This window comes from Lujinxingia sediminis, assembly GCF_004005565.1.
Lineage (GTDB): Bacteria > Myxococcota_A > Bradymonadia > Bradymonadales > Bradymonadaceae > Lujinxingia > Lujinxingia sediminis.
This window is the reverse complement of the sequence record NZ_SADD01000019.1, coordinates 1-24,881: the sequence shown is the minus strand read 5'-3', so window position 1 is coordinate 24,881 and position 24,881 is coordinate 1. Positions and strand designations below refer to the sequence as shown.

The window sequence follows — 24,881 nt, the reverse complement described above, 5'->3', positions numbered from 1 at the left end:
CAGTACCTCCCATGTCAGAAGTCTGTGTGTGCCAACCTGTCACGGTAACCTCTCTCAAAATGGCACCTCCACCCTCGTCGGGCCGGGGTCGGCACGAGCGAAGGGGGGCTTCGACCCTTTTGGCCGGGGGGTAACCCCGCCGCCGCAAGATCGGACTCGGTCGTGGGGAGGGTGCCAGGCGTTCGATCATGTCTGGGGGCCGTTGATCGGGTGCCAGGGCATCGATCGAGACTCGTGTGCGGGAGCGGTTGATCGGGTGCCAGGCGTTCGATCATGTCTGGGGGCTGTCGATCGGGTGCCAGGGCATCGAACATGACACGTGATCGGGATCGTTGATCGGGTGCCAGGGCATCGATCATGACACGTGATCGGGATCGTTGATCGGGTGCCAGGGCATCGAACATGACACGTGATCGGGATCGTTGATCGGGTGCCAGGGCATCGAACATGACACGTGATCGGGATCGTTGATCGGGTGCCAGGGCATCGAACATGACACGTGATCGGGATCGTCGATCGGGTGCCAGGCACCCGATCGTTTTCTAACCGTCGAAACGATCCGAGTCGCCCTCGTCAAAAAGACTCGCCAGGGCGTCGAGGTCGTCGGCCAGGCTCTGGCGGCTCGGTGTGGGGCCGGCGTCGTTGGCTGCCGCAGTAACGTCGGATGTAGATGCGCTCGAGGCGCCGAGGTAGTGGCGAGGATCGATGCGGCAGCGCTGCCAGCGCCAGAGGGTGGCGAGTTCTAAGAGCGCCAGGCGAACTTCTTCGACGGTCTGGCTGCCGACCTGGTCGAGATGGCGAAGGCGGCGCTCATCGCCGTCGATGTCGTCGAGGGTGTAGCCGTGCGGGTCGGTGCCCAGGGTGGCCAGGCCACGCTCCAGACGGCCGGCGTCGGCCGGGGGCAGATGAAGGTCGGCCAGGCTCAGCGCCATGAAGCGAGCGTCGAAGAGGGCGCGCAGGTTAGGGAGGATGGCGCTCGTAGCCGGGAGGGTGAAGCTCGACGGGGTGTCGGGCGGGGCGGGTCGAGCCGAGCGAAGCGAGGCGCCGTAGGTCGCCACCAGGTTGAGCTCGGTGCGGTAGGTGATCAGAGCGCATTCGACGCGATGGGCCGCTGGCGAGTCGGGATGGTTGCGCGCCCAGGCCTGGGCCTCGCGGATCGGGCGCAGGCGGTCGAGCCCCATCGTTTCCAGCAGCGTGTCGTCGAGGAGCAGCACGGCCACCGGATGGCCACCGATCTCATCGCGATGTTGCAGCGCGCCGTCGCCGTCGCAGTGGTAGGGGGTTAACACCTCATCGAGTGTGATGGGCGCGTCACCCTTCTTAAGGCCGCCCTGCTTGAGAAGTTGTGTGGCACAGAGCTCTTCGACCTCGCTCAAAAAAGCCTGCCGTGCGTCGTCATCGTCGACGAGTGCGGCGATATGTGCGTGCAGGGTCAGGCCGCGGGGCTCGGCAAAGGCGCGCCAGACGGCCTGGCGTGCGCCCAGCAAGAGTCCCTTTCGGGAGATCTGCTGGCGGCCGCCGAAAAAGCTGCCTTCCACGCGCCCGCTCACCGGACGGCCGTGGCGGTCGGTAGGGTCGATCAGGGCACGCAGAAGATCGAGCTCCAGGCGCTGCCAGGCATTTCGACGCCCGGGTTCCCCCATCTCCGCGAGCAGCTCAAGGGTGCGTTCCAGGCGAACATCGCGAAGCTCATAGCCAAAGACCAGGTAGGTGACTCCCTCAAAAGTCAGCGGCCAGCCGCAAAAGGTGCCCTCCCGACGCGCAAGCTCCCCGTCGCGAAGCAGCACCCCGGCGATCTTCAGCTCCACGTTCGGATTCAGCGCGCAGCAAGCCCGATCCCGGGCGGCCATCTCCCGGGGGTGGTAATGGAGCACCTGGAGGTTGGCACGCTGCAAAGCTCTCAAAACGTCCCGCAACGCCGGATCTTTGATGGCCGAGCGCACACGCCCCTGCAGCGGTTCTTTGCCAAAGATGCGGCCGCCGGAGTCGCCGTAGAGCGTGGCGGGTACCAGCACGCAGGCCCGAAGATCGCGATCGATCAAGTCGAAGTAGAGCCCGGCCGCCTTACAGACCTCGTTGAGCACCGAGAGCTCCGCGCGGGCGATCACCGCGTTATGCACCTCCACCCCGGCGCTGTGGATCGCGTCGAGAAGGCCGGTCAGCCTACGGGCGCGCTCCTCGCCAGCCTGTCGCTCTCGCCGGGCACATAGCGAGATCAACTCGCCGGAGCAGGGTTGCTCCGAGGCGGAGATCGATGAGGCGTTGGGATCGTGCGGATCACCGGGATGGGTCATACAGGTTCCTGGCCTGGGGCCCGTTAACGTCGGGGGCGTTGCGAATGCGGGTGGCGCCATCGCGCCCGGGGGCCGCCTTATGGGGCCGCTGCATCTAAGGAGGCAAGTCTCGAACTTCTTCCCATCGTCAACGCATGTGCCCTCGGGAGGGTGAAAACGGTGATCTTCAGCATATCGCCGGCGAGCCAGAGGGCGTATCCAACATCAGGTGGGTCGCATTCTCAGCAGACACACTCGGTCGAACGATCGGGGCCGCGGGTGGCATTCCCCACGTGCGAAGGCCTGGCACCCGAAGGGCGATCATGCGCGATGCCCTGGCACCCGTACGAAGCCCATGCGCGATGCCCTGGCACCCGTACGAGGCCCATGCGCGATGCCCTGGCACGCGTACGACGATCATGCGCGATGCCCTGGCACCCGTACGAGGCCCATGCGCGATGCCCTGGCACCCGTACGAAGCCCATGCGCGATGCCCTGGCACCCGTACGACGATCATGCGCGATGCCCTGGCACCCGTACGAGGCCCATGCGCGATGCCCTGGCACCCGTACGAAAACCTCTCGCTCGTTGCATCGCGGGCCCCTCAGTGCAAGTCTACGACGCTCACCTGCGGGTGATTATCTTTTATGGGAGGTGGAGCGCGCCGCGGGGAGCGGGGAGGGCGCGCTCCAAAAGGCTCCCGTCAATCGCCTCTGACTGCGAGATGACCAGCGATGAATCCACCGAATAAGACGCGAATCTACCTCTCTCCTCCGGACATCGGCGAGCTGGAGCGGCGCTATGTGCAGGAGGCTTTTGATAGCAATTGGATCGCGCCACTGGGGCCCAATGTTGACGGCTTTGAGCAGGAGTTGGCCGCCTATGTGGGGTCGGGCCATGCGGCAGCCCTTGTAAGCGGGACGGCGGCGTTGCATCTGGCGCTGAGGTTGTGCGGGGTGGGGCCGGGCGATGAGGTCGTGGTCTCGTCTCTGACCTTTGTGGCCAGCGCGGCGCCGGTGGTGCAGCTGGGCGCGCGTTGCATCTTTGTGGATGCTGAAACCGACTCCTGGAACCTCGACCCGGCGCTCGTCGCCCAGCTTTTCGAAGATCGCGCCCGCGAGGGTCGCCTGCCCGGCGCGCTGATCGTGGTGCACCTCTACGGCCAGTCCGCCGACATCGATCCGCTTATCGAGCTTTGCGATCGCTACGGCGTGGCGCTGATCGAAGACGCCGCCGAAGCGCTCGGAGCGACCTATAAGGGCAAAAGCCCGGGGAGTTTCGGGCGAGCGGGGATCTTCTCGTTTAATGGCAACAAGATCATCACCTCGTCGGGCGGCGGGATGCTGGTGAGCGATGACGCCGATCTCATCGCGCATGCCCGCAAGCTCGCCACCCAGGCCCGCGATCCTGCCCCCCATTACGAGCACACCGAGCTGGGCTATAACTACCGCATGAGCAACGTGGTCGCCGGCATCGGCCGCGGCCAGCTCGCCACGCTCGACCAGAAGGTCGCCGCGCGCCGCGCCAACTTTGAGCATTATGTGGAAGGTCTGGGCGGTCTTCCCGGTCTTGAGTTTCAGCCGGAGGCCGCCTGGGGTACGCACTCGCGCTGGCTGACCTGTCTGACCATCGATCCGCAGGCTTTTGGCACCGATCGTGAGGCCATCCGCCTGGCGCTGGAAGCCGAAAATATCGAGGCCCGCCCGGTCTGGAAGCCGATGCACCTTCAGCCGGTGTTTCAAGAGGCCCCGATGGTCGGCGGTGCGGTCAGCGAAGATCTTTTTGAGCGCGGCCTCTGCCTGCCCTCCGGCTCCTCGCTGAGCCCGGCTGACCGTGAGCGCATCATCGCCATTGTACGGGGATGCGCACGTTGAGCCGTCCCCCCGGGCCGCGTGACTAAACCTGGGGGCTAAGCGACTCAAAATGCGACTCGCCCTCCACCCGTGCGCGCAGGGTTTTTAGAGCGCGCACGTGGGCTCGGGAGGCCCAGGAGACCGAATAGCCCAGCTCTTCGGCAAGCTCCGAGAGGGTGCGTTTCTCAAAGTAAAATCCCTCGATCAAAGCACGCTCCCGTTCCCCCAGCCCGGCCACAAGTTCGCGGACCAGGCTTTCGGCCTGTTCCTTCTCCAGCGCATCGAGCGCCGGGGTATGCCTCCCGCGTAGCGCCTGCTCCGGCGGCTGGCTGAGCACGTAGACCAGGTTGAGATCGCCGGCGATATCGCCGAGAAGATCCATGCGCTCCTCAATGGTGCGCTCCTGGCGGCTTATGTAGACCACGTGTGAGTAGGCCTGCATCACCTCATTGGCCGCCTGCTCATAGACGCTCTGCTGAGTGACCACCTGGGCGTGGCGACGGCAGGCATCGAGCATCGCCCCGCGTATTCGGTAGTAGGCGTAGGTCAGAAAGCGCGAGTTGATCTCCGGATCAAAGCGCTCGTAGGCCGTAAGCAGCCCGGTAAACCCCCAGCTGACCAGGTCGTCGAAGCTCAGCTCTTCGCCGGTGCTATGATGGACCTGGTGAGCGATCTTGTAGACCAGCTTCTGAAAACGCCGGATCAGCTCAAGGGTGTTATCGGGCAGAGGACCGGTGATGTCACGGGTGGCTTTCGCCTGGCTCGTTTGAATCATGGCGTCGGGGATCCGGCTTGAGCGCCGTAGCGCATCAGGTTGCCGCATCCTCTTTGCCGACGAGGTGTGTCTCGGTATCAGGCCATCGCCTCGATCATCGATTACAACGATCGTCGGCGCGCCCAAAACAGCACCGTACCCTCACCACAACAGGCGAAGAGGATGCTGACCTGTACACCGGGGGCCGCTTCGATACGGCCCAACCCCCACAACAATCAGGTCAAACGATTAGGAATGAAGCCACTCTAGCCCCTGCTTCTCCCGCTGGCAAGCTGCCCGGTTGCTGCTGACCATCCCCTGCACTACACTCCGCAACGCAGCGGCCATTTGGGCCCCTACCCAGTGAACCTCCACCTTTCTACGGGGTGTTTGTGGAAGATCAGGAACTCCAACTCGTTGAGCGCGCCCAGGCCGGCGATCGGGAGGCGTTTAAGGAGCTCGTCGAGGCCTACCAGCGTAAGGTCTACGGCATCTGCATCGGGATGCTCAAAAACCCCGATGACAGTATGGACGTCAGTCAGGAAGTTTTTATCAAGGTCTACCGCTACCTTGAGAAGTTCAACCGCCAGTCGAGCTTCTACACCTGGCTCTACCGGATCACGGTGAACATGTGCATCGACTTTCTGCGCAAGAAAAAGCGCGTGCAGGAGGTCGATTACGACGACGGGATCCTCCGCGGCAGCGACGAGGTCGAGGGCGATGAGCATATCCTTCCCTCGCGCCTGGGGCTGAACCCCGACAAGGTCTACGGCCGAAAAGAGCTTCGCCAGAAGATGCTCGAAGCCCTGGAGACCCTCTCGGAGAAGCACCGCACGATCCTGATCCTGCGCGAGGTCGAAGGCTTGAGCTACGAGGAGATCGCTGACGTGCTCAACATCTCCAAGGGCACGGTGATGAGTCGTCTCTATCACGCGCGCCGCTATTTCCAGGCGGCCGTGGAGAGCTACGTGGGAGATGAGCTTAAGGTGAGCTAAGCGCTGATCTTTGTTTTGAATAGCGCTTCGTTGACCTGCGTCTAGTTCGCAGGACAGGATCTTCCGCTCACATCACCCGCAAGGCCGTCTCCGACAGGGAGACCGAGGCCCCGATGACCCAAGAGAATCTGACATACGAGCAGGCGCTACGCCTGCAGCGCTACGTCGACCGGGAGCTCCCCGATGAGGAGCGCGCCGCGATTGATGAGGTCCTGGCCATGCGCCCGGGCTGGCAGATCTATGTGGCGGCTCTTCAGGAACTCAAACTCGCTGTGGAGATGGCGGCCGAAGCCGCCTGGGAGCGCGCTCCAACAGTCGACGCCGCCACCATCGCGCGTCTGGCTCAGGCTGCCTCCGAGCTCAGTGAGAGCTCCCTCGATGAGCTCGCCCCGATGCTGGAGCGTTTTCACGACGGGGAGGTCGATGAGGCCGAAGCCGCCGTGATCGCCGCGCTCTTAGAGAGTCGCGATGACGTGGCCGATTACCTGGCCGAGCTCGACGCCATGGGCCAGGGTATCCGAGGGAGTGATCTGAGCGCCGGTGCTGACTTCGGTGACTTCTGGCAGAAGATCGAGGCCGGTATTGACCCGACCGCGAGCGAAGAGCGCAACGCCCCGGCCCAACCGTTGAATCACCCGGCGCGCTTTGATGCCGATGAGCATCGGGTGCTCCTCTACCGCTACCACGATAACGAGGTCAGCGCGGAGGAGCGCACCCTGGTCGAGCGCTGGATCGCCTCCGGCGAGCCGCAGGTCGACGCCACCCTGGGAGCCCTGGCTGAACTTCACGTCGGCCTCAACGCCGGCGTAGAGCTGGCCCAGGACACCGCTGACTTCGCCGACCTCTGGGAGGGCGTTGCCGCCGGCATCGATCGCGCCGACGCCGAGGAGGCCGCCGGCAACGTCGTCTCTCTCCAGGACCGCAAGAGCGACAAAGCCGCTGCGCCCCGCTCGATCGTGCACTCGCCAATCTTCGCCCTGGCCGCCGCGGTCGCCCTGCTTGTCTGCGGCGCGATCGTCAGCCAGACCTTCATGCAGCAAGAGAAGATCGTGGAGACCCGCACCGTCGTCATCTTTGATAGCGTGGAGTACGCCCCCGGCTCCTCGGTGATGATCCACACCCCGCAGCTCACCGGCTTAAGCGCCGAAGAAGCCGCCGAAGAGGTTCCCATCCTCTGGGTGATGGAAGATGAAGATCCCGCATCTTCCGCCGTCGACGAGCACGACCCCGCACCGGCTGACGATCCCGTTGAAGATCCCGGCGTTGGCGACGTCGAAGTTCAAGAGCAGCCACCGGGGCTCCCCATTTGATGCTTTAGCACCACGCTTCTTCGAATGTTGCCCCTGAATTGAAAACGTGTTTTGACCGCCACCGCCCACGCGAGACCCACCATGCGAACGCTTCGAAACCTGCTGACATTTGCCTTTGCCTTCGGCCTGCTCCTGAGCTTCAGCGTCAACGCCAGCGCTCAGGAGAAAGTCACCGTCGAGGTCCGAGCGATCGCCGCCGGCAGCGCCGGCGAGGGCTTCGACAGCCAGCTCTCCGATTTGCGCCGACGCCTGGAACGCGGCTTTGCCGGCTACTCGAGTTTTCGCCAGGTCGCCAGCTCTCGCCTCGCGTTGGGTGCCGGTGAGTCGGATGATGTGACCCTGCCCGACGGCTCGACGCTGACGATGACCTCGCATGGCAAAGAAGAGAACTTCGTGAAGTTGGGGCTCTCCATCGGCGATCGTCTCAACACCACCCTGCGCGCCACTCCCGGCAGCACCTTCTTTCAGGCCGGACTCAACTATCAGGACGGCATCCTCATCCTGGCGATCACGGTGAGGTAGCAGGTTCGACCCGGTCAAAACGTCTCGCAAACGCACAGGCGGCAGTCATCGGGCTGCCGCCTGTGCGCGTTTCTGGACACCCTGAAAAGCCCTGTGCTAAGGTCTCGCCACGCTTGACCTTCTGGGCGATGGGACCATCGTCAACGTTCATCACAACGCCCGTTATCTGACCTGCGACGTATGCAGGATCGGAATCCAACGAATCTCTCGAACAACACGCTCGGGGTGAACCCCATGACCGACCAAAATCGCAAAACTCTGCGCAGCTTCTACTGCCGAGATTACCTCTGGGAGCTTTTTGAGCAGATGGCTCAGGAGCTGGGCTGTTCGATGGACTACCTGATCAACGAGTCGATGCGTCAGTACGCACGCAGCCGCGACTACGCGGTAGGCCCGGATCAGCAGCAGGATGCCGGCTTTGGCCCGGGGCCGCAGTCGGGAGGCTACCCTGCGGGAAACAACCCGGGGCTGGGGGCACCACCGCAGACCGGCGGCGATCGATTCAATGTCGGTGGCTACGGCGGCGGTCCGGGTATGGATCATCGCACCTTCGATCGGGTGCCGGCCGTCGGTCAGGCACCGGCTCCTGCCGCGCCTCGTCCCCCGCAGCCCCCGGCGTTTCAGCAGCGCGGTCCGGGCGGACCTCCCCCTCCTCCGCCTCGTCCCAACGCCGGCGGTTGGCCCCAGGAGCCCCCACAGGCGCCGCGCCCCCCGCAGGCTCCCCAGACGCAGCCTTCTTTTGGGGCTGAGCCAGCCTACGGCGCGGCCACCCTGCCGCCGCTTTACCTGAGCTTTAACAACAACCGCTACACCGTCGACAAAGAGAAGTTTGTCATCGGGCGCGGCAGCCAGCATACCGATCTGACCATTCGCGATGGCAACATCTCGCGCAAGCACTGCATGGTCATTCATCGCAACGGCAGCTACTACATCAAGGACCTGGGCTCGACCAACGGCATCGAGTTCCGCGGCAATCGCATCGAGTCCAAAAAGATCGAAGAGGGCGACGTCTTCTTCCTGTGTGACTACGAGCTGCGCTTCTCTTACCGCGGCTAAGGCTTGTCGCTGCTCCAGGTGAGCGCTATGACATCGGGGCCGGTGACGTGAAGTCACCGGCCTCCGGCACTTCTTGCCCGCGGCGATCGTTGAGAGCGCCTCAGGCGGGCTTGCGGCCAGCCACGATTGCCCCTCCCTTGAGACAGGCCATGTACCAGATCGAACAGCTCGGCGAAGATCTTTTTCGCATTGCGCTTCAGCGTCACCTGGAGTTCAGCCCGGAGGCGCTGCGCGCGCCGACCAACGTGTATCTATGCGGGCCGGCACCCTGGGCGCTGATCAACGCCGGTCACCCGTCCGTCCACGCTGAAGATCTGAGCCATGCGCTCTCGGAGTGCGGGGTGCGCGCCGACCAGATTGACCGCATCATCGCCACCTCCTGGGAGATCGACTGCGTGGGTGGCGCGCAGAACTTCCCCAACGCCGAGCTCTTCGTGCTCAGCCCGGACATGTTCGCCCCGGGCGATCTGGAGATGATCATCGAGCGACGCCGCGCCGCGCTCCGCGAGCGCACCTCCGAGTTGGCTGCAGCTCTGGAGGGGTTTGATGCCGGGATCGTCCACACCTGGCTTGAGCGTTTCTACCCACGCCAGAGTCGCGCGCTGAACTTTGTGCCCTTGCGCCAGGGGGCGCGCGTGCGTGCCGGTCGTCTCGATCTGCAGGTCCACCCATGCTCCGGCATCACCGCCGGCCATATGGCGCTTTTCGATGAGGCCAGCGCCATCCTGTTCAGCGGCGACGTCGCTTTAAGCGGCCTTCCCGCCCGCATGGACGACGCGGCGGGCTATGCCACCAGCATCGAGCGCCTGGCTGCGCTCAATCCCGAGCGCGCACTCCCCAACCACGGACGCCCCTTTGAGCGCGCGCGCTGGACGCTTGTACGGGCCTCGCGCTTTCTCACCAACACCCTCTCCAGCGCGGCATCCGCACTCTTTAACGGCCCGACCATCGTGGAGTTTATCGAGCGCGATCGCGGCTATGAGCTTCACGAGCCCGTCGAGCTGCTCTGGAACTTTGAGCTCTTCAAGGTGCTCTTCGATGAGCTCGTGCGCACGCGCACCATTCAGGCCGAAGGGGAGGGTGTGACGCGTCGCTACGGTGTCGATGTCGACGATCCCCGCGCCGAGGTGCGCTCGGCTGGCTCAAACCCCTCGAGCTCCAGCTCGTCGTAAGGCGCGCCCGGCTTCGGCCAGCCCACAAGCCTGAACTCCGCGCTCTCGTCGGAGGCCCGTGCCTGCGTGAGCAGCGCCTCCACCAGCACGTCATCCTTGCTGATAAGCTCAACGCGCTCCCACCTTCCGTAGATCCAGATCTCGAAGGGCGGCGCCTCACAGCGGCAGGGGTTGTAGCGCCCCACAAAGCCCACCGCCCCCTGCGAAGCCTCGGGCGACTCGGCCTCGCGCACGCCCTCGCGTAGCGCTCGATCGGCGATCTGGGCTGCCCGCTCCAGAGGTGTTCCCGTGCTGGAGCACCCCCACAAGAGCGTCTGGGCCAGCGTAAGCCCCGCCAGCAGCCCGCGTGTACTCCCTCCTTTGCGCAACGCCCGTCGCCCGATCACCCTTCGACCTCCTCCATCCCCAGGCGTCGGCGCACCTCGGCGCTGTAGCTCCCCTCGTCGTTACGGATGGTCAAGGGCGCGCGGATCTTCAGATCCGGCGCCGAGGGCCGTCGAAAGCGGTACTCGGTGAGGTAGGCCGGTCGATCGGCGCGGTCGTGGTAGTGACGAAGCTCGGCCAGGCGAAGATCGGTGACGCCGGCCGCCGCAATCACGTCGAGGTGACGCACCGGCGGGGCGATCAGCTGCAACCATCCTTTATGCTCAAGCAGGTAGGCCGCCGCGCGGATAAAATCCTCCAGCGTGCCGTGCAGCTCATGATGGGCCTGCGCCCGCTGAGCGTTGGCGCTGGGGCGTCGCGCGCCCTCGGCATAGTAAGGCGGGTTGGCCAGGACCAGCGCGGCGGACTGCGGGGTAAAGAGCTCGCGACGATGGCGAAGATCGCCCTCGATCACCTCCACGTTCTCTAGGCCGTTCTCCTCGATGTTGCGGCGCAACAGGGCGGCCAGCTCCGGCTGACGCTCCACGGCCACCACCTGCACATCGGGCCGATGCCAGGCCACCGTCAGCGCCACCGCGCCCTGGGCCGCGCCCAACTCCACGACGGTCGCGCCGGCCGCCAGAGGCGGAAGGTCGCTGGCAAGCAGCAGGGCATCCAGCCCGAAACGATACCCGGCGCGCGACTGCCACAGCCGCAGTGCTCCGCCAAAGATCGCATCGCGCGTCAAATCCCCGGCTGTGTTCTCTAACGTCGTGGCGTCGCTCATCAACTCTGACTTCTTGCGTAAAGGCGCCCGGGCGACAGGTCGCGCCGATCGCGCGCGCTGTCCCAACTTCAAAGGATGCGCATTATGGACCAGCCCCCACCGCTTTGAACAGCTCGCACCGCCGGCGCTCCGACCGATCTTCGCCCCCGGACCCGCGCCCGAAGCCTGACCGACCGGTCACACCCCCGGTCGGCGCGCCAGTGGCGAAGCGTCTCGTCGCATGGTAGCGTGCCGCGTTTTTGCTCGTCCTGCCACGCTCCGAACCCCCCTTTTCAGGAATGCACGATGTCGCAGCGCACCTGGCTTAAAAACGCCACCCTGGTCACCATGAACGCCGCCGCCGAAGTTGTTGAAGGCGATCTTCTGATCGAAGACGGCCGCATCGCCGTCATCGGTCAGGTCGATGAGGCGCGTGCCGAAGGCGCGCGCGTGCTCGATATGAGCGGTCACATCATCACCCCCGGGTTTGTGCAATGCCACATTCACTTATGCCAGACCCTGATGCGCAACCACGCCGATGATATGGTGCTCATCGACTGGCTCAAGCGCCGCATCTGGCCTTACGAGGCCGCGCTCACCCACCAGACCCTCGGCGTCAGCGCGCGGGTGGGGCTGGCCGAGCTGATTCTGGGCGGCACCACGGCCATCCTCGATATGGGCACCGTTCATCACACCGATGCCATCGGTGAGGCGGTCGAAGAGAGCGGCATCCGGGCGCATATCGGCAAATGCATGATGGATCTCGGCGATGAGGTTCCCGCGCCCATGCGCGAGGTCACCGCCGAGAGCCTCAAAGAGAGCCTGCGCCTCTATGACACCTGGCATGGCAAGGCCGAGGGCCGCATCCAGTACGCCTTTGCGCCTCGCTTCGCGGTGAGCTGCACCGAGGAACTTCTGCGCGAAGTCGGCCAGGCCTCCCGCGACCTCGGGTGCCATATTCACACGCACGCCTCCGAGACGACCTACGAAAACGTCTTCACCCAGGAGCGCTACGGCGTCAGCAACATCGCCTTCCTGGAGCAGGTTGGCATCACCGGCTCCCGCAGTGTGCTCGCCCACGGCGTGCATGTCAGCGATGAGGATTGTCAGATCCTCTCGACCACAAAGACCTGCATCTGCCACTGCCCGTCGAGCAACCTCAAGCTCGCCAGCGGCATCGCCAACATACCCCGCTACGACAACATGGGCGTGCGCGTGGCGCTGGGCGCCGACGGGGCCCCCTGCAACAACAACCTCGACGCCTTCATTGAGATGCGCCTGGCCGCACTTCTTCAAAAACCCTTCCACGGACCGGAGGTCATGCCCGCCGAGCGCGTGTTGCGCCTGGCCACCATGGATGGTGCCCGAGCCCTGGGCATCGACGACAAGGTCGGCTCGTTGGAGGTTGGAAAGTCCGCAGACCTTGTGGTCTTCGACCTCGACAACGATCCAGGCTGCGGCCCCGGCGGCGACGTGTACGCTCGCCTTGTCTACACCGCCCAGAAACATAACGTGCGCCACGTCTTCGCCTCCGGCCGACAGCTGGTCGATAAGGGGGAACTTGTTGGCGTAGACCTCGGCCAGCTGATGGCGCGTGCACGTCAGGCGCATCATGAAACCGCCGAGCGTATGCAGCAGTTCATCAGCGGTTAACTTCCCGAACCACCGGATCGACCATGCGCCTTCGCGACTTCGCCGAGCGCCTCCTTCACGCCACCACCCTTGAGCAAAAACTCGCCGGGCCCGAGGGTGGCTTTCACGCGCTCGACGATCGCGATCCGGGCCCGCCGCAGGCCTGGAGCGCCCCGAGCCGCCCCGCCGAGCTCGCCATCGCGCCCCGCTCCCGCCGCGTGAAGTTCCCGCACCCCGACAATCTGGCCGAGCCCGAGATGGCCGTGCGCGCGCTGCACACCTTTGCCAACCACGAGCTCATGGCCATTGAGCTGATGGCCTGGGCGCTTCTGGCTTACCCCGACGCCCCGCCGGCCTTTCGCGCCGGCATGGTTCGCCTGATCGCCGATGAGCAACGCCACCTCAAACTTTATGTCGATCGCATTCGCGAGCTCGGCGCCAACTTTGGCGATCTTCCCGTCAACGATCACTTCTGGCGCTGTGCCCCCTCGCTGACCTCACCGCTCAAATGGGTCTGCGCCATGAACCTGACCTTTGAGCAGGGAAACCTCGATCACGCCCCCTATTTTGAGCAGCATTTCCGTCGGGTAGGCGATACGGTCACCGCGCAGATCCTGGAGCAGATCTTTGAAGATGAGATCCATCACGTGGGCTTCGGCGCGCGCTGGCTCAAAGAATATACCCCTGAGGGGCACTCCACGTTTGAAATTTACTGCCAGAACCTGACCTTCCATAATGAGCCCGCCCGGGCTCGAGGCGCCATCTTCAACTCCGACGCCCGCCGCGCCGCCGGCCTCGACGAGATCTTTGTTGAGGGTATGCTGCGCGCGACGTGATGCTCCCCTTTTTAAAGGAACTCCATGCGATCCAGGCCCAAATCCCAGCCCAAGAAGTTCCTCGATAAAGACGATCCCGAGTACAAACGCGGGATGCGTCACTACTCGATCATCATCTTTATCGTGGGGGGCATCGGTGTGGTGCTGCTTTCCTTTTTCATCGCCCGGGCCGAGAGCAACGGTGCCGCCCCCATCGTCGATGCCAAAGTGCGTCGCGTGGTTGCGGAGTGATGTAAGGTGCTGAATTCGTTGTGGTATCGGGTGATGCTATGCGGCCAGTGAGAGCGCTGTGATCGAGTCGTTTTATCTGTTTCATTGCGGATACATCCGCGTCCCTTCCTTCATGATGATCGCCAAGAGCGGCATGCAGCGAGTACGGCTTCCGCTGCTGGCCGGCGTCGCGTTGCATGCGGAGCGAGGGCCACTGCTTTTTGATGCGCCCTTCGGTCCCAACGGCCCCAATAACCTGGGGGGTGCCATCGGCGGGGCGATGCGTCTCTTCGGCATGCGCTTTGAGTCGGAGTGGGCGGTTACCGAGCGGGTGCGCACGCTCACCGGCGCTGCGCCCGACGAGATCGCGCACGTCTTTATGACCCACCTCCACTACGATCATACCGGGGGGCTGCCCTTCTTAAGCGCCGCGCGCTGCCATGTGCGCCAGCCGGAGTGGGCGTTTGTCACCGCCTCTCGAAGGCCGCTGGCCGGTTACGCCCGCGGCGATCTTCGGGATCTCGGCGAACGTATCGCTCCTTTTGAAAAGGCCCCCCGCTTTGGCGAAGACCTCTCCGGGCTTGATCTTCTGGGCGACGGCTCGGTCTGCGCCTTCGCCACCCCCGGACACTCCCCCGGACACGCGAGCTACCGGGTGAAGATGGCCGACGGCCGACACATCATCTTTGGCGGCGACGTCGCCTTTACCACCACGCAGGTCGTCGGCGAGCTGGGCCTGGGCTCGATGCCCCGCAACGTGGCGGTTTCACGTGATGAGGTGCAGCGCTCCATTGAAGAGTTGCGCGCGCACCTTCTGCAACATCCCACCGACGTGCTGCTCACAAGCCACGATCTGGAGCTTGGCGAGCGTTGCATACAGGAAGGCCCGATCGCCATCTGAGCGCCCCCGTGTTGGGGACGCCCGAAGCGACCGGGCCTCATTCGCCCCCTCTCGCTGCTTCACGGGAGGGGGACTGAAAGCGCTTTGGATTCAAGGGTTTAGAAGGGGTAGCGCTCGCGCTCGACGACCGCATCGGCCACGAGCTTCTGCAGGCCGATCACGTCAATGCGCGGGTGCAGCGTGAGCTTATCGAGCGCCTTGAGGTGGGCGTCGAGCTTCTCGCCATCAGCCAGGTTGTAGAGCAGGCGTTCGGCCGCGTCGCGGATGGTGTTGTAGGACTCCGCCAGCGTCACAAGCGTGGCGGCCCGATGCAACTCGGTGGCCTCAAAGCCCTTCGTCTCAACCATCTGGGCGGTGCGTGCCACGGTGCTGTCCATGGCGTAGATCGCACTGATCATATCGGCCAGCTCAAAGAGCAGCTCCTGCTGATCCCGCAAATCGGCCATATGCTTCTGAATGGCGTGGTTGGCACCGTAGACCACGATCTTCTTGGCCTGCTCGGTCAGAAACTTCTCGAAGGCAAGCGTCGGATCGTCGCCCTGAGCGGGCACCTCGGGGGCCTCACCGGCCAGGGTCACCTCCAGCTTCTGGATCATGTCAAAGAGGTTGAGCTGCCCCTTCATCGTGCGCTTGAGGATCATCCCGGGGATGAGCATGCGGTTGATCTCGTTGGTGCCCTCGAAGATGCGGTTGATGCGGCTATCGCGGTAGAGGCGCTCCACCTCGTACTCGGCCGAGTAACCGTAGCCCCCGTGGATCTGCACGGCTTCATCGGCCGCAAAGTCCAGTGCCTCCGAGCCGTAGACCTTCATGATGGAGTCCTCGACGGCGAACTCCTCAATGGCCTTCATCATCTGCTCGGCGTAGTCCTCGGCGTTGGAGTCCAGCGTGTCCAGGCTGCGGTCCATGTAGCCGGCGACTCGGTAGGACATCGACTCCAGGGTGTAGAGCCGGATGGCCATCTTCGCGAGCTTGGCGCGAATGGCGCCAAACTGCGCGATCGGCGTGTTGAACTGCACGCGCTCTTTGGCGTAGCGCGTGGCCACCTCCAGGGTGCGCTTGCCGCCGCCCAGCGACCCCACTCCGAGCTTAAAGCGCCCGATATTGAGGATGTTGAACGCGATCTTATGCCCCTTGCCGATCTCGCCGAGGAGGTTCTCTTTCGGGACTTTGACGTTCTCCAGGTTCAGAAGACGCGTCGAAGAGCCCTTCAGCCCCATCTTATGTTCTTCGGCTCCGGTGGAGACGCCCTCGCGGTCGGCTTCAACGAGGAAGGCCGTGAACTTATCGCCTTCCACCTGCGCAAAGACCGTAAAGAGGTCGGCGAAGCCCGCGTTGGTGATCCACATCTTGGAGCCGTTGAGGATGTAATGCTCCCCATCCTCGGTGAGCTCGGCGCGAGTCTTGGCGGCCAGCGCGTCGGAGCCGCTGCCGGGCTCGGTCAGCGCGTAGGCCCCGATCACCTCGCCAGTGGCGAACTTCGGCAGCCATTTGGCCTTCTGCTCGTGGTTGCCAAAGAAGAGCAGGGGCTGCATGCCGATGCCCGTATGTGCCCCGTAGGTCGTGGCCCAGGCGGAGTATTTGGAAAGATGCTCAATGACGATCATTGAGGTCGTCTTATCGACCTCCAGGCCGCCGTACTGCTCGGGGATGTCGATCATCAAAAGCCCCAGCTCCCCGGACTTTTTGAGCAGCGCGACCATCTCCGAAAAATCACCCGAGGGGTTCTTCTCCAGCGTCTCGACCTGCGGGAAGACCTCTTTGGTCATGAAGTCGGTGGCTGTCTGGCCAAACATGCGCTGATCCTCGGAGAAGTCCTCCGGGGTGAAGATGCGTTCGGAGCCGACTTCGCTGGTGAGAAAGGCACAGCCCTGGGGGTTTTCGGCGCTCATGATCAAAGATCTCCAGAAGTTGCAGGTTCAAGATACGACTATGGAATGAATGACGGGTCATTCATCGGGGCATCGTCCGAAAGTTTACGCACCGCGTCAACTGTGGCGAGCGCGCAGAACGTACACGTTCCTACAGTTTAAGGGAGCTTAAACTTCCCGATGCCATCGATCGGGGCGGAGCCTTCGAGCGAAAACGACAGAAAACGCAGGAGAGGAGTTTGCGTCGGGGAGCTCAGATCGGCGGTTCAGCGCCGGGGGTGAGGATACCCTCCACGCGTGTGAGTAGCTCTCGGTAGCGGGCCTCGTCGCGCCAGTCCGGGTGGACCTGGTAGCTCACCACCTCGCGGCGTCGCCCCGGGCTTGTGTGACGCTCCACCACACCCCAATCCTCCAGCAGGCGCAGCGCGTTGAGCAGGGTGGGCTTGGAGAGGCTCTCTTCAAAGCCGAGCTCGGAGCGCTCCAGCTGCTCGCGCCCCGTTGCGATCACATCTTTGATGAGCGCGTCGCGCTCCACCGGTGCCTCTACAAGCTCATGAAGTCGGCGGAAAACCAGCGCGTAGGCTTCCACAAAGGTCAGGACCATCCGCCGCAGATAGTCGAGCTCGGGCCGAGGGGAGGCGATCGTCACCATGCGCTCCTCGCCGGCGCCCTCGATCCTCACCCAGCCCGAGGCCGAGAAATAGTCGAGGGTGCGCATAAAGACGTTCTCAAACTCGGCGCGCTCCTCGTAGATCCACTCGTATTTGAAAAGACGGCTCAAAAAGAGGGTCTGGTCCATGAGGCGATCCAGCGGGATCGCGTTCGACTCGAAGCTCGCGATCGCCGACGCCAGAAGACCCTCGGGCACGAAGTGGTGCACCAGCGTGTTGCGATAATACGCGATCTCATGGCGCGCCTGAGGTGCAAGTGTGTAGCAGGCCCGATCGCCGGGGTGGGTGATGCGCACCTGTTTTTCTTTCTCAAAGATCGCCAGCGCCCGATCGATCACCGAGGCCACCGCCCGGCCCATGGCCGACTCGATATGCTGGCGCTCCAGATCGTTGGGATCGGCGTCTTCATCGTAGTTCAGGCTCACCGGCGGGGTGTCGTGCGGGTGGGCTGCGCGCAGTGCGTCGATGGCGGCCTGGCGGCTGGCCAGCGCCTCGCGCAACGCGCCGGAGAGGCGCACCGGTCGGCCCGGCTGCGTCATAAAGTGCAACAAGAAGCCCAGCTCATGGAGCAGGCGCGCTCGCCCGATGCTCGCGTCGCGATCCGGGTTGTTGAGCAGCACCGTGGCCACAAGCGCGGTGGGGGAGACTGTGGTCACCCGGTTGATGTCGTAGATGATGCGGTGTGCCAGGCGCACGGTGAGCGCGTCGAGGTCTTCGTCTTCGGGCTCCAGCCGATCGATGCCAAAACGCCCAAAATAGTCGGCCAGATCGATGGGCTCATCAAACTCCACATAGAGTCGCCCCTTCTTGCTGGTCAGAAACTTCGGCGTCTTCAACAACCCGGCCAGGCTCTCCTTCTGCTTCTCCTCGCCCAGAAGCTCGCGACGGTAGGTGCGCTCCTCGATGATCTTCTCGTAGCCCACCGAGATCGGCACGATCTTAATGGCGTCGAGACGCCCGCTGGCAAAAGCGCGCACCATCATGTCGAGCATGCCGTAGCGCGGCTTGATCAGCTTGCCGGTGCGGCTGCGCGTGCCTTCAATGAAGAACTCCACCGGGTACTTCTCTTCGAGCACGCGGATCAAGTACTCGCGAAAGACCACCGGGTAGAGATCTTCGCCTTTAAAGGAGCGTCGAATGAAGAAGGCCCCCGCGCGCCGAAAGAGCGGGCCCAGAGGCCAGAAGCTCAGGTTCACGCCGGCGGCGATATGCGGGGTCATCAGCCCGTAATGGTAGAAGACGTAGCTCAAGACCAGGTAGTCGATGTGGCTCTTATGGCTGGGCACGAGCACAATGGAGCTGGTCTTGGCCTGCTCGCGCACCCGCTCCAGGCCGGGCTCATCGACCTCCAGGCCGTCGTAGATGCGATACCAGACCAGACTTAAGGTCGCGCTGAAGATCTTGATCATCAGCAGGCTGGGATCGGCGGCGATCTCATCGAAGAGCTTTTGAGCTTTGCGGCGCACGCTGATCTCATCTTCGCCGCTTTTCTCGGCGTGCTCGCGCATCGCCTCTACGAGTTCGGGCCTGGCGAGCACCTCCCGCCCGACCTGCTCGCGCGGCGAGGCGGTGGGGCCGAGGATGACGTGGCTCTCCTGACGGATCTGCTCTTCGAGGCGTGCCCTTAGAAGCTCGGATGCATCGGAGGAATCCGCCCCGGGATACTCGCGCAAAAACTCCTTGAGGTTGATGGCGCCGGAGACCTGCACCATGGGCTGGCCGAACTTAAAAAAGGTCTGCCAGAAGGTCTGCACGTAGTTGACCAGCTTTCGCACAAAACCGGGCGACTGCACCGTGCCAAAAAGCTCATCAAGCAGACTTGCGCGCCGCGGCTCCGGACGTTTTTCCCAGAAGAGGCACAGCGGCACCACAAAGATCGGCGTATCCTGGCGGCGTTGGGTCTGAATCAAGCGGTAGAGGTAGGGCTGGCTGTAGGCCACCCGATCGCGCTCTTTCTGGCGGGGGCGTTGCAAGAAGAGGAAGGTCGCCTCATCGCGCAGGATCAACGCCTCCATCTTGCGCGGCCCCTCAATCCGGCGTCGCGTCACGAAGCTGACCACCCGCTCCCAGAGTGCGCGAAACGGTCGCACGATCAGGTCGTTGGCAAAGCGCGCCCGCGGCAGCTCATGCTTCAAAAAGGCGTAGTTAAAATAGAAGTAGTCCAGCCGGCTGTGGGTCTGCATCGTGTAGACCACAGTGCCGCGCTCGGCGCACTCGCGCAGCTGGTCGATGCCCCGGCGCTCAAAAAGCACGTGGGCAAAGAGCAGGCGGCCTAAAAAGCCCAGCCAGCGGCCCAGGCGCTCCAGCATCGCCGAGGACATCGGGCGGCGCGAGAGCTGCTCGGCCAGCTGCAGCCGGCTTTCGCGAGCCTCCTCGCTGAGCTCCACCTCGGAGGCTTCTGCAAGCCCCTCCTCAAGAACGGGAAGATCGTGAGGAAGCAGAGCCTGGTCGGTCTCAGCCGAGGCGTTGCGGTGGGCCTTCTCGTCGGGATCCCCCGCTGTGCGGTCCGGTCTTACGGACATCCTCGTCTCCGGGGTTAGGCGCGGTGTTTCGAGCTGGGCGGTTATAATCGGGCGCAGGCTATGGGGCAACCGCGTCGCGGGGCAAGCACTTCGATCGGGTTGCGGGCATTTTGTTGCGCCCCTTCGCCGGGCTATGCTACTCCCAGAGGTAGTCGGATCGGCCCGGCGAGGAGATGGCGAGGTATCCACGCGCCACGCTTTGTAAGGGTTGAATCGGCCTGTCGATACGTCAGCCGTCCTTTGTTGAGCTTTTTGGAGGCTGGCAGAACCCCGCTGAAGTTATCTCGAAGCAGAGAGCGCTCCATGAGAATCCTGTCTCGCCAGCTCGCCGCGGCTCTTATCGCCCTGGCACTGGCTCTGGCTTTGCTGCCGGCCACCGCCCTGGCTCAGGGCATGACCTTCGATGAAGAAGACGTCGAGCCTATTGATGAAGATGGCATGACCTTCGATGTGGAAGACGTCCAGGAGTTGGAGGAGACCCCGGCCGGCACCAACGCGCCTGCGGTGGGGGTGCTCGCGGTGCCGCTCTCCGGGCTGAGCTCAGGCGATCGTGAGGCGCTCCAGGATGCGCTACGTGAGGCGGTGAGCACCATCCCCAACATCGCCGTCTTTGGTGACGCCGATCTTCTGCCGGCGATCGAAGACCGCGACCCGGAGTACTGCTCGGCCGAGTCGCTCTGTCTGGCCAACGTGGGCCGCGCCGCCCAGGTCGATCGCATCGTTCAGGCGCGCGTCAGCCGCACCGGGGGAGGCTACACGTTGAACATCGACTACTTCGATGTGCGCGATCGCCTCTTCTTGAACTACCACACCAACTCCGATCTGAGCTCCTTCTCGGCGGTGCTCGACGCGGTGCAGGCCGGCGTCAATGACGTCTTCGGCGTGCGCGATCGCCGCCCCGAAGATCCCGGTTTTGTGGAGCGCGATGTCGATGTGCGTCGCATCATGGCCTTTGCCACCGCCGGTCTTTCGGCGGTGAGTCTGGGTACGGGCATCTTCTTCGGTCTTAAGGTCGACGATGGCCTGGCCGAGATCGAGCAGTATGCCCGCAACGAAGACGGCACCTACATCGATCTGACCCAGCGCGAGGCCCAGCGCCTGCAGCGCGACATTGAGAGTGATGCGCTCTCGGCCAACGTCTTCTATGTGCTCTCGGGCGGGTTGGCGGTGACCAGCGTGTTGCTCTTTGTGCTCGACGGCGACGATGCCGAAGAGCTGGCCGTGGGCCAGGACGACCAGCCCTGGTACCGCGCGGTGCGCCTCAGCCCCAGTTTCAGCCCTGAGGGCGTGGGTGTGGGCGCGCGGCTGCGCTTCTAAGGTTTCGCGACTTTTTGCGACGTCTGCGGGCCTGAGCGCCCGCGTGACTTCAGATTGAGGACGATCATGCGACTTCGCCTTCTACTCTCCGCGCTGGCTCTTCTGGCGCTGACCCTTTACGCCGCGGCCTGCTCGGTGGCTTTTGATGCCTCCGAAGAGGGCGTCTTCTACTGCGAGAGCGATGAGGACTGCCTGACCCCGCGTTTTGTCTGCAACACCGACAATGTCTGCGCGGCGCGCGGCGTCACCCCCGACTTCCCCTGCATCGATGAGGATGAAGACGGCTACGGAGCTCCCGACACCGACCGCCGCAACTGCCAGTTCCCCCAGGAGGACTGCGACGACACCAACCCCGACATCAACCCGGGTAAGGCTGAGGTCTGCGACGGCATTGATAACAACTGCAGCGGTGAGCCGGACGTCTTCACCTGCACGAGCACCTCGGACTGCCCCAGCAACGCCAAAGACCCCAACGGGCAGGACGTCAACTACACCTGCAACGAGCAGACCGGCCTGTGTCAGGCGCTCCCGGTGGTCAGCTTCTGCCCCGGCAACCCCTGTCCGGAGTGCGGTGTGGCTCTGGAATGCCGCAACGGCGTGCTCGACACGGTGCCGGAGTCCTGCACGATCTAAGCGTGCTTGAACATAGCGCATAAAAAAGCCGCGTCCCGGAAGGGGCGCGGCTTTTTTATGCGTTCACATCTCCGCTCTTTCTTCAGCTGGAGTAGCGTTGAAGTGCCTGGTGCATGCGCCGGACGCCTTCTTCGATTAGCGCCTCGCTGGTCGCATAGCTCAGCCGCAATCCGCCCGGGTAGCCGAAGGCCGAGCCGGGAACCACCGCGACCTGGGCCTCCTCCAGAAGATACTGCGTCAGCGCGAGATCGTCGGCGAACTTGCCCTCTCCCTCTCCGATGTAGGCCGAGAAGTCCGGGAAGGCATAGAACGCGCCGGTGGGCTCGGGGCATACCACCCCGTCGATGGCGCGCAGCATGCCCACGATGAGATCGCGGCGTTTTGCAAAGGCCTCGCGCCGCTCGGTCAGCACCGCCGCGTCGAGTTCAAAGGCCGCCAGCGCACCGTACTGCGCAAAGGAGGTGGCGTTGGACGTCGACTGGCTCTGCAGGGTTCCCATCGCCGCGATCACCTCCACCGGACCGATCGCATAGCCCAGGCGCCAGCCGGTCATCGCGTAGGTTTTGCTGAACCCGTTAAAGGTGATCACTCGCTCCTCAAGCTCCGGGGCCGAAGCCACAAGATCGGGCGCGATCTCACCCTCGTAATAGAGCTCGTCGTACATCGCGTCGTAGAAGACCACGACGTCAGGGAAGTCCTTGAGCACGGCGGCCAGCTCGCGCAGCTCATCAGCGGAGTAGGTCGCCCCGGTGGGGTTGGATGGCGAGCAGAGGATCAACCCGCGGCAGGGCGCGGCTTCGAGTGCGGCGCGAAGGCTTGAGGCCGTGAGCTTGAAGTCATCTTCGGCGCGGGTGTCGATGATCGCAGGCTCGGCACCGGCCAGGCGCAGCATCGCCGGATAACTCACCCAGTAAGGCGCCGGAATTAAGACGCGATCGCCCTCATCGAAGATCACCTGGGTGGCATTGTAGAGGGCCTGTTTACCACCGACGGTGACGATCACCTGGTTGGCAGCAATCTCGCGACCGCGGCTGGCATAGCTTGTGGCGATTGCCTGGCGAAGCTCCATCAGCCCGGAGGCCGGCGTGTAGCGCGTCTTCCCGCTGTGAAGCGCCTCCACGGCCGCATCCACCACGAGTTGCGGTGTGTCGAAGTCGGGTTCACCGGCACCAAAACTGACGATATCCATGCCCTGTGCTTTGAGCTCTTTGGCGCGCGCGGTGATCGCGAGCGTAGGCGAGGGCTCCACCTGCCCGATTCGATGGCTGAGTTTGATCACGATTTTTCCTTCATAAGGTGGGAAGCCCCGCAGGGCTACAGTTTCATTGACAACATCGGCACGACCCGGCCATCGCCAGCCATCCGATCAGCTCTGCGCAAACTTCGCCTTGAGGGCTTCCTGCACATGCGGCGGCACCTGCTCACGCACTGAGCCCCCGAAGCGCGCAACCTCTTTGACCAGCCCGGAGCTCACATAGAAATGCGACTCCTCGGTCATCAGAAAGACGGTCTCGATCTCATCGTTGAGCTTGCGGTTCATGTTGGCCATCTGCAACTCGTACTCAAAATCGCTTACCGCCCGCAGACCTCGTACGATCACCTCGCAACCTCGTTGTGCGGCGTAATCGACCAGCAGGCCCTCAAAGGTTTCGATCTTGAGCCGGGTCTCGTTCGGAAAAGACCGGCGAATCAACTCGATGCGCTCCTCGCTGCTAAAGAGGGGCGTTTTGCGGATGTTGATCGCAATCCCGACGAGCACCTCATCGAAGATCTTAAGCCCGCGCTCGATGATGCTGATATGACCGTAGGTCAGAGGATCAAAACTTCCCGGATAGATCGCCTTTCGCGGCATAGATGACTTCCTTGGTTTCGCTCGGGACCGCCTGCGGCGGCGTGGTCGTAAAGACTGATGATTAAGGGAAATGCGTGCTCGCAGCAACTGCGGGGCTGCTGCAGGGGCGTCAGCGCGTTGCGTCCTCAGGGCGATCGACGGGCGTCACCCCGGTGGCGTCATCGCGATCCTCGCGCCGGCGAAGAAGCTGGATGCGAGTGCGACCGTAGATGCGCTCGTCTTCCAACGCGAACGCCGGCGTGTGGGGAACGGCCTCATCGATATCGGACTCCCAGACCACAAGGGCACCAGCGGTGACCCGGGGACTGGTCGCCATCTTCTCCAGCGCCTTATGCGCCAGGGTGGTGTGGTAGGGAGGATCGATAAACCAGAGATCCGGTGTCTCATCACCGAGATGCTCCTCCAGCCCCTGGTTAAAGGTGCACCGTTCTATGATCGCTCGCCGCCCAGCTCGGGTCCGTTGTGCGTTTTCTTTGATCAGCGCGGTGGAACGGCCGGAGCGATCAAAGAAGTAGGCGCGACTGGCACCTCGGCTGATCGCCTCCAGGCCCAGCGCGCCACTGCCAGCGAATCCATCGACGACCACCAGATCACGAACATCACCCAGGATCGAGAAGAGCGACTCGCGGATGCGATCGCTTGTGGGGCGGATCGCGTCTGTAGGCAGGCTGGCAAGTTTACGGCCGCGAGCAGAGCCGGCAATGATGCGCATCGATCGTCCTTAAGAAAAGAGGGCGTCGCTCCGGGCGACGCGTCACTGAATCGAACCTCTGTATATAAGGAGCGAACTCCGCTGTGTAGGTCGATACACGCTCGGAGGCTCGCACCGCGGTGAAACTCTCCGCCCGATCACCCCGAATCGCCCGCGATCGCGCTCCGAAGCGCTGCGATCGTCGCGATCGTGTTCTCAGAAAATGAAGCGTGAATGGTATTATCGTTTGATTTCAAGGGGTTGCGGTGGTTTGGGCCTTCGATGGGAAAATAAATCACAAAACACCTTGACCGAATCCGCGCCATCGCCCATAAAGCGCCTCCCGACGACGAGGGCCGCCAACGCGGCTCAACATCGAAAGGAAAAAAGGATGCAAAAACATCCTTGACGAGGCGAAAGCAACAACGTAGAAACCGCCTCCGCTCAACGCGACGCCAACACGGGCCGCAGCGAGCAGCGTCAACATGAATTTCGAAAGTTTAGAAACTTGAAAAAAAACTTCGAAAAACATCTTGACGAGTCGGAGGCAGCAACGTAGAAACCGCCTCCGCTCAACGCGACGCCAACACGGGCCGCAGCGAGCAACGTCGACATGGATTTCGAAAGTTTAGAAACTTGAAAAAACTTCGAAAAACATCTTGACAGAACAAAACGCGGAAC

21 protein-coding genes are annotated in these 24,881 nt (G+C 63.3%); 12 read left to right on the top strand and 9 right to left on the bottom strand.

The window, feature by feature from the left end:
• Positions 1-542: 542 nt before the first annotated feature.
• Positions 543-2,294: a hypothetical protein gene (locus EA187_RS19195; RefSeq protein ID WP_127781334.1), complete on the bottom strand. Its 1,752-nt coding sequence runs from the start codon at positions 2,292-2,294 to the stop codon at positions 543-545.
• Positions 2,295-3,007: 713 nt separating this feature from the next.
• Here EA187_RS19195 and EA187_RS19190 point away from each other — a divergent pair.
• A complete protein-coding gene (locus EA187_RS19190) occupies positions 3,008-4,147 on the top strand; it encodes a DegT/DnrJ/EryC1/StrS family aminotransferase (RefSeq protein WP_127781333.1) in 1,140 nt (379 codons plus the stop codon).
• A 22-nt stretch (positions 4,148-4,169) separates the two neighbouring features.
• Here EA187_RS19190 and EA187_RS19185 read toward each other — a convergent pair whose 3' ends face one another.
• The gene (locus tag EA187_RS19185; RefSeq protein ID WP_164856410.1) at positions 4,170-4,901 is read right to left on the bottom strand and encodes a sigma-70 family RNA polymerase sigma factor; all 732 of its coding nucleotides are present in this window, start codon (positions 4,899-4,901) and stop codon (positions 4,170-4,172) included.
• A 371-nt stretch (positions 4,902-5,272) separates the two neighbouring features.
• Here EA187_RS19185 and EA187_RS19180 point away from each other — a divergent pair, with 371 nt between their 5' ends.
• The 5 genes from EA187_RS19180 to EA187_RS19160 all read left to right on the top strand — a co-directional run bounded on the left by EA187_RS19180 (position 5,273) and on the right by EA187_RS19160 (position 9,935).
• Complete coding sequence (locus EA187_RS19180) at positions 5,273-5,875, top strand: RNA polymerase sigma factor (RefSeq protein WP_115608442.1); 603 nt, start codon at positions 5,273-5,275, stop codon at positions 5,873-5,875.
• 113 nt (positions 5,876-5,988) lie between these two features.
• Positions 5,989-7,185: an anti-sigma factor gene (locus tag EA187_RS19175; protein ID WP_127781331.1), complete on the top strand. Its 1,197-nt coding sequence runs from the start codon at positions 5,989-5,991 to the stop codon at positions 7,183-7,185.
• 81 nt (positions 7,186-7,266) lie between these two features.
• Positions 7,267-7,707 (top strand): hypothetical protein, encoded by a 441-nt coding sequence (locus EA187_RS19170; RefSeq protein WP_115608418.1) that lies wholly within the window; start codon positions 7,267-7,269, stop codon positions 7,705-7,707.
• Between the two features lie 234 nt (positions 7,708-7,941).
• Positions 7,942-8,763 carry an FHA domain-containing protein gene (locus EA187_RS19165; protein ID WP_164856409.1) on the top strand — a complete coding sequence of 274 codons (822 nt, stop codon included), beginning with the start codon at positions 7,942-7,944 and terminating at the stop codon, positions 8,761-8,763.
• Positions 8,764-8,912: 149 nt separating this feature from the next.
• On the top strand, positions 8,913-9,935 hold the full coding sequence (locus tag EA187_RS19160) for an MBL fold metallo-hydrolase (RefSeq protein WP_127781329.1): 1,023 nt from the start codon (positions 8,913-8,915) through the stop codon (positions 9,933-9,935).
• On the opposite strand, the gene EA187_RS19155 is transcribed toward EA187_RS19160, so the two are convergent.
• Both EA187_RS19155 and EA187_RS19150 read right to left on the bottom strand, forming a co-directional pair.
• Positions 9,857-10,321, bottom strand: a complete 465-nt coding sequence (locus EA187_RS19155; RefSeq protein WP_127781328.1) for a hypothetical protein — start codon at positions 10,319-10,321, stop codon at positions 9,857-9,859. The genes EA187_RS19160 and EA187_RS19155 overlap by 79 nt on opposite strands.
• Positions 10,318-11,085, bottom strand: a complete 768-nt coding sequence (locus EA187_RS19150) for a tRNA1(Val) (adenine(37)-N6)-methyltransferase (RefSeq protein WP_127781327.1) — start codon at positions 11,083-11,085, stop codon at positions 10,318-10,320. Before EA187_RS19150 ends, EA187_RS19155 begins: the two co-directional genes overlap by 4 nt.
• A gap of 285 nt (positions 11,086-11,370) precedes the next feature.
• On the opposite strand from EA187_RS19150, the gene EA187_RS19145 reads away from it, so the two are divergent.
• Genes EA187_RS19145 through EA187_RS19130 form a run of 4 tightly spaced genes read left to right on the top strand, consistent with a single transcriptional unit; the run spans position 11,371 to position 14,643 of the window.
• Entirely contained in the window at positions 11,371-12,717 is a 1,347-nt protein-coding gene (locus EA187_RS19145) for a 5'-deoxyadenosine deaminase (RefSeq protein ID WP_127781326.1), read from the top strand.
• Positions 12,718-12,740: 23 nt separating this feature from the next.
• The gene (locus EA187_RS19140; RefSeq protein ID WP_115608428.1) at positions 12,741-13,532 is read left to right on the top strand and encodes a DUF455 family protein; all 792 of its coding nucleotides are present in this window, start codon (positions 12,741-12,743) and stop codon (positions 13,530-13,532) included.
• 24 nt (positions 13,533-13,556) lie between these two features.
• Positions 13,557-13,763, top strand: coding sequence for a hypothetical protein (locus EA187_RS19135; protein WP_115608430.1), 207 nt, complete (start codon positions 13,557-13,559; stop codon positions 13,761-13,763).
• 58 nt (positions 13,764-13,821) lie between these two features.
• Entirely contained in the window at positions 13,822-14,643 is an 822-nt protein-coding gene (locus tag EA187_RS19130; protein WP_127781325.1) for an MBL fold metallo-hydrolase, read from the top strand.
• Between the two features lie 98 nt (positions 14,644-14,741).
• Here EA187_RS19130 and EA187_RS19125 read toward each other — a convergent pair whose 3' ends face one another.
• Together EA187_RS19125 and EA187_RS19120 are read right to left on the bottom strand one after the other, a co-directional pair.
• On the bottom strand, positions 14,742-16,535 hold the full coding sequence (locus EA187_RS19125; RefSeq protein ID WP_206524431.1) for an acyl-CoA dehydrogenase family protein: 1,794 nt from the start codon (positions 16,533-16,535) through the stop codon (positions 14,742-14,744).
• 232 nt (positions 16,536-16,767) lie between these two features.
• Positions 16,768-19,707: a 1-acyl-sn-glycerol-3-phosphate acyltransferase gene (locus EA187_RS19120; RefSeq protein WP_127781323.1), complete on the bottom strand. Its 2,940-nt coding sequence runs from the start codon at positions 19,705-19,707 to the stop codon at positions 16,768-16,770.
• Positions 19,708-20,010: 303 nt separating this feature from the next.
• Here EA187_RS19120 and EA187_RS19115 point away from each other — a divergent pair, with 303 nt between their 5' ends.
• Together EA187_RS19115 and EA187_RS19110 are read left to right on the top strand one after the other, a co-directional pair.
• Positions 20,011-21,024, top strand: a complete 1,014-nt coding sequence (locus EA187_RS19115) for a hypothetical protein (protein ID WP_127781322.1) — start codon at positions 20,011-20,013, stop codon at positions 21,022-21,024.
• A 66-nt stretch (positions 21,025-21,090) separates the two neighbouring features.
• Positions 21,091-21,657 (top strand): putative metal-binding motif-containing protein, encoded by a 567-nt coding sequence (locus EA187_RS19110; RefSeq protein ID WP_127781321.1) that lies wholly within the window; start codon positions 21,091-21,093, stop codon positions 21,655-21,657.
• 82 nt (positions 21,658-21,739) lie between these two features.
• Here the strand turns inward: EA187_RS19110 and EA187_RS19105 are convergent, their stop codons facing one another.
• The 3 genes from EA187_RS19105 to rsmD form a co-directional block, all read right to left on the bottom strand.
• Positions 21,740-22,936 carry a pyridoxal phosphate-dependent aminotransferase gene (locus EA187_RS19105; protein WP_206524430.1) on the bottom strand — a complete coding sequence of 399 codons (1,197 nt, stop codon included), beginning with the start codon at positions 22,934-22,936 and terminating at the stop codon, positions 21,740-21,742.
• Positions 22,937-23,023: 87 nt separating this feature from the next.
• Complete coding sequence (coaD, locus tag EA187_RS19100) at positions 23,024-23,509, bottom strand: pantetheine-phosphate adenylyltransferase (protein WP_127781320.1); 486 nt, start codon at positions 23,507-23,509, stop codon at positions 23,024-23,026.
• A gap of 109 nt (positions 23,510-23,618) precedes the next feature.
• Positions 23,619-24,221: a 16S rRNA (guanine(966)-N(2))-methyltransferase RsmD gene (gene rsmD, locus EA187_RS19095; protein ID WP_115608441.1), complete on the bottom strand. Its 603-nt coding sequence runs from the start codon at positions 24,219-24,221 to the stop codon at positions 23,619-23,621.
• Positions 24,222-24,881: the final 660 nt, after the last annotated feature.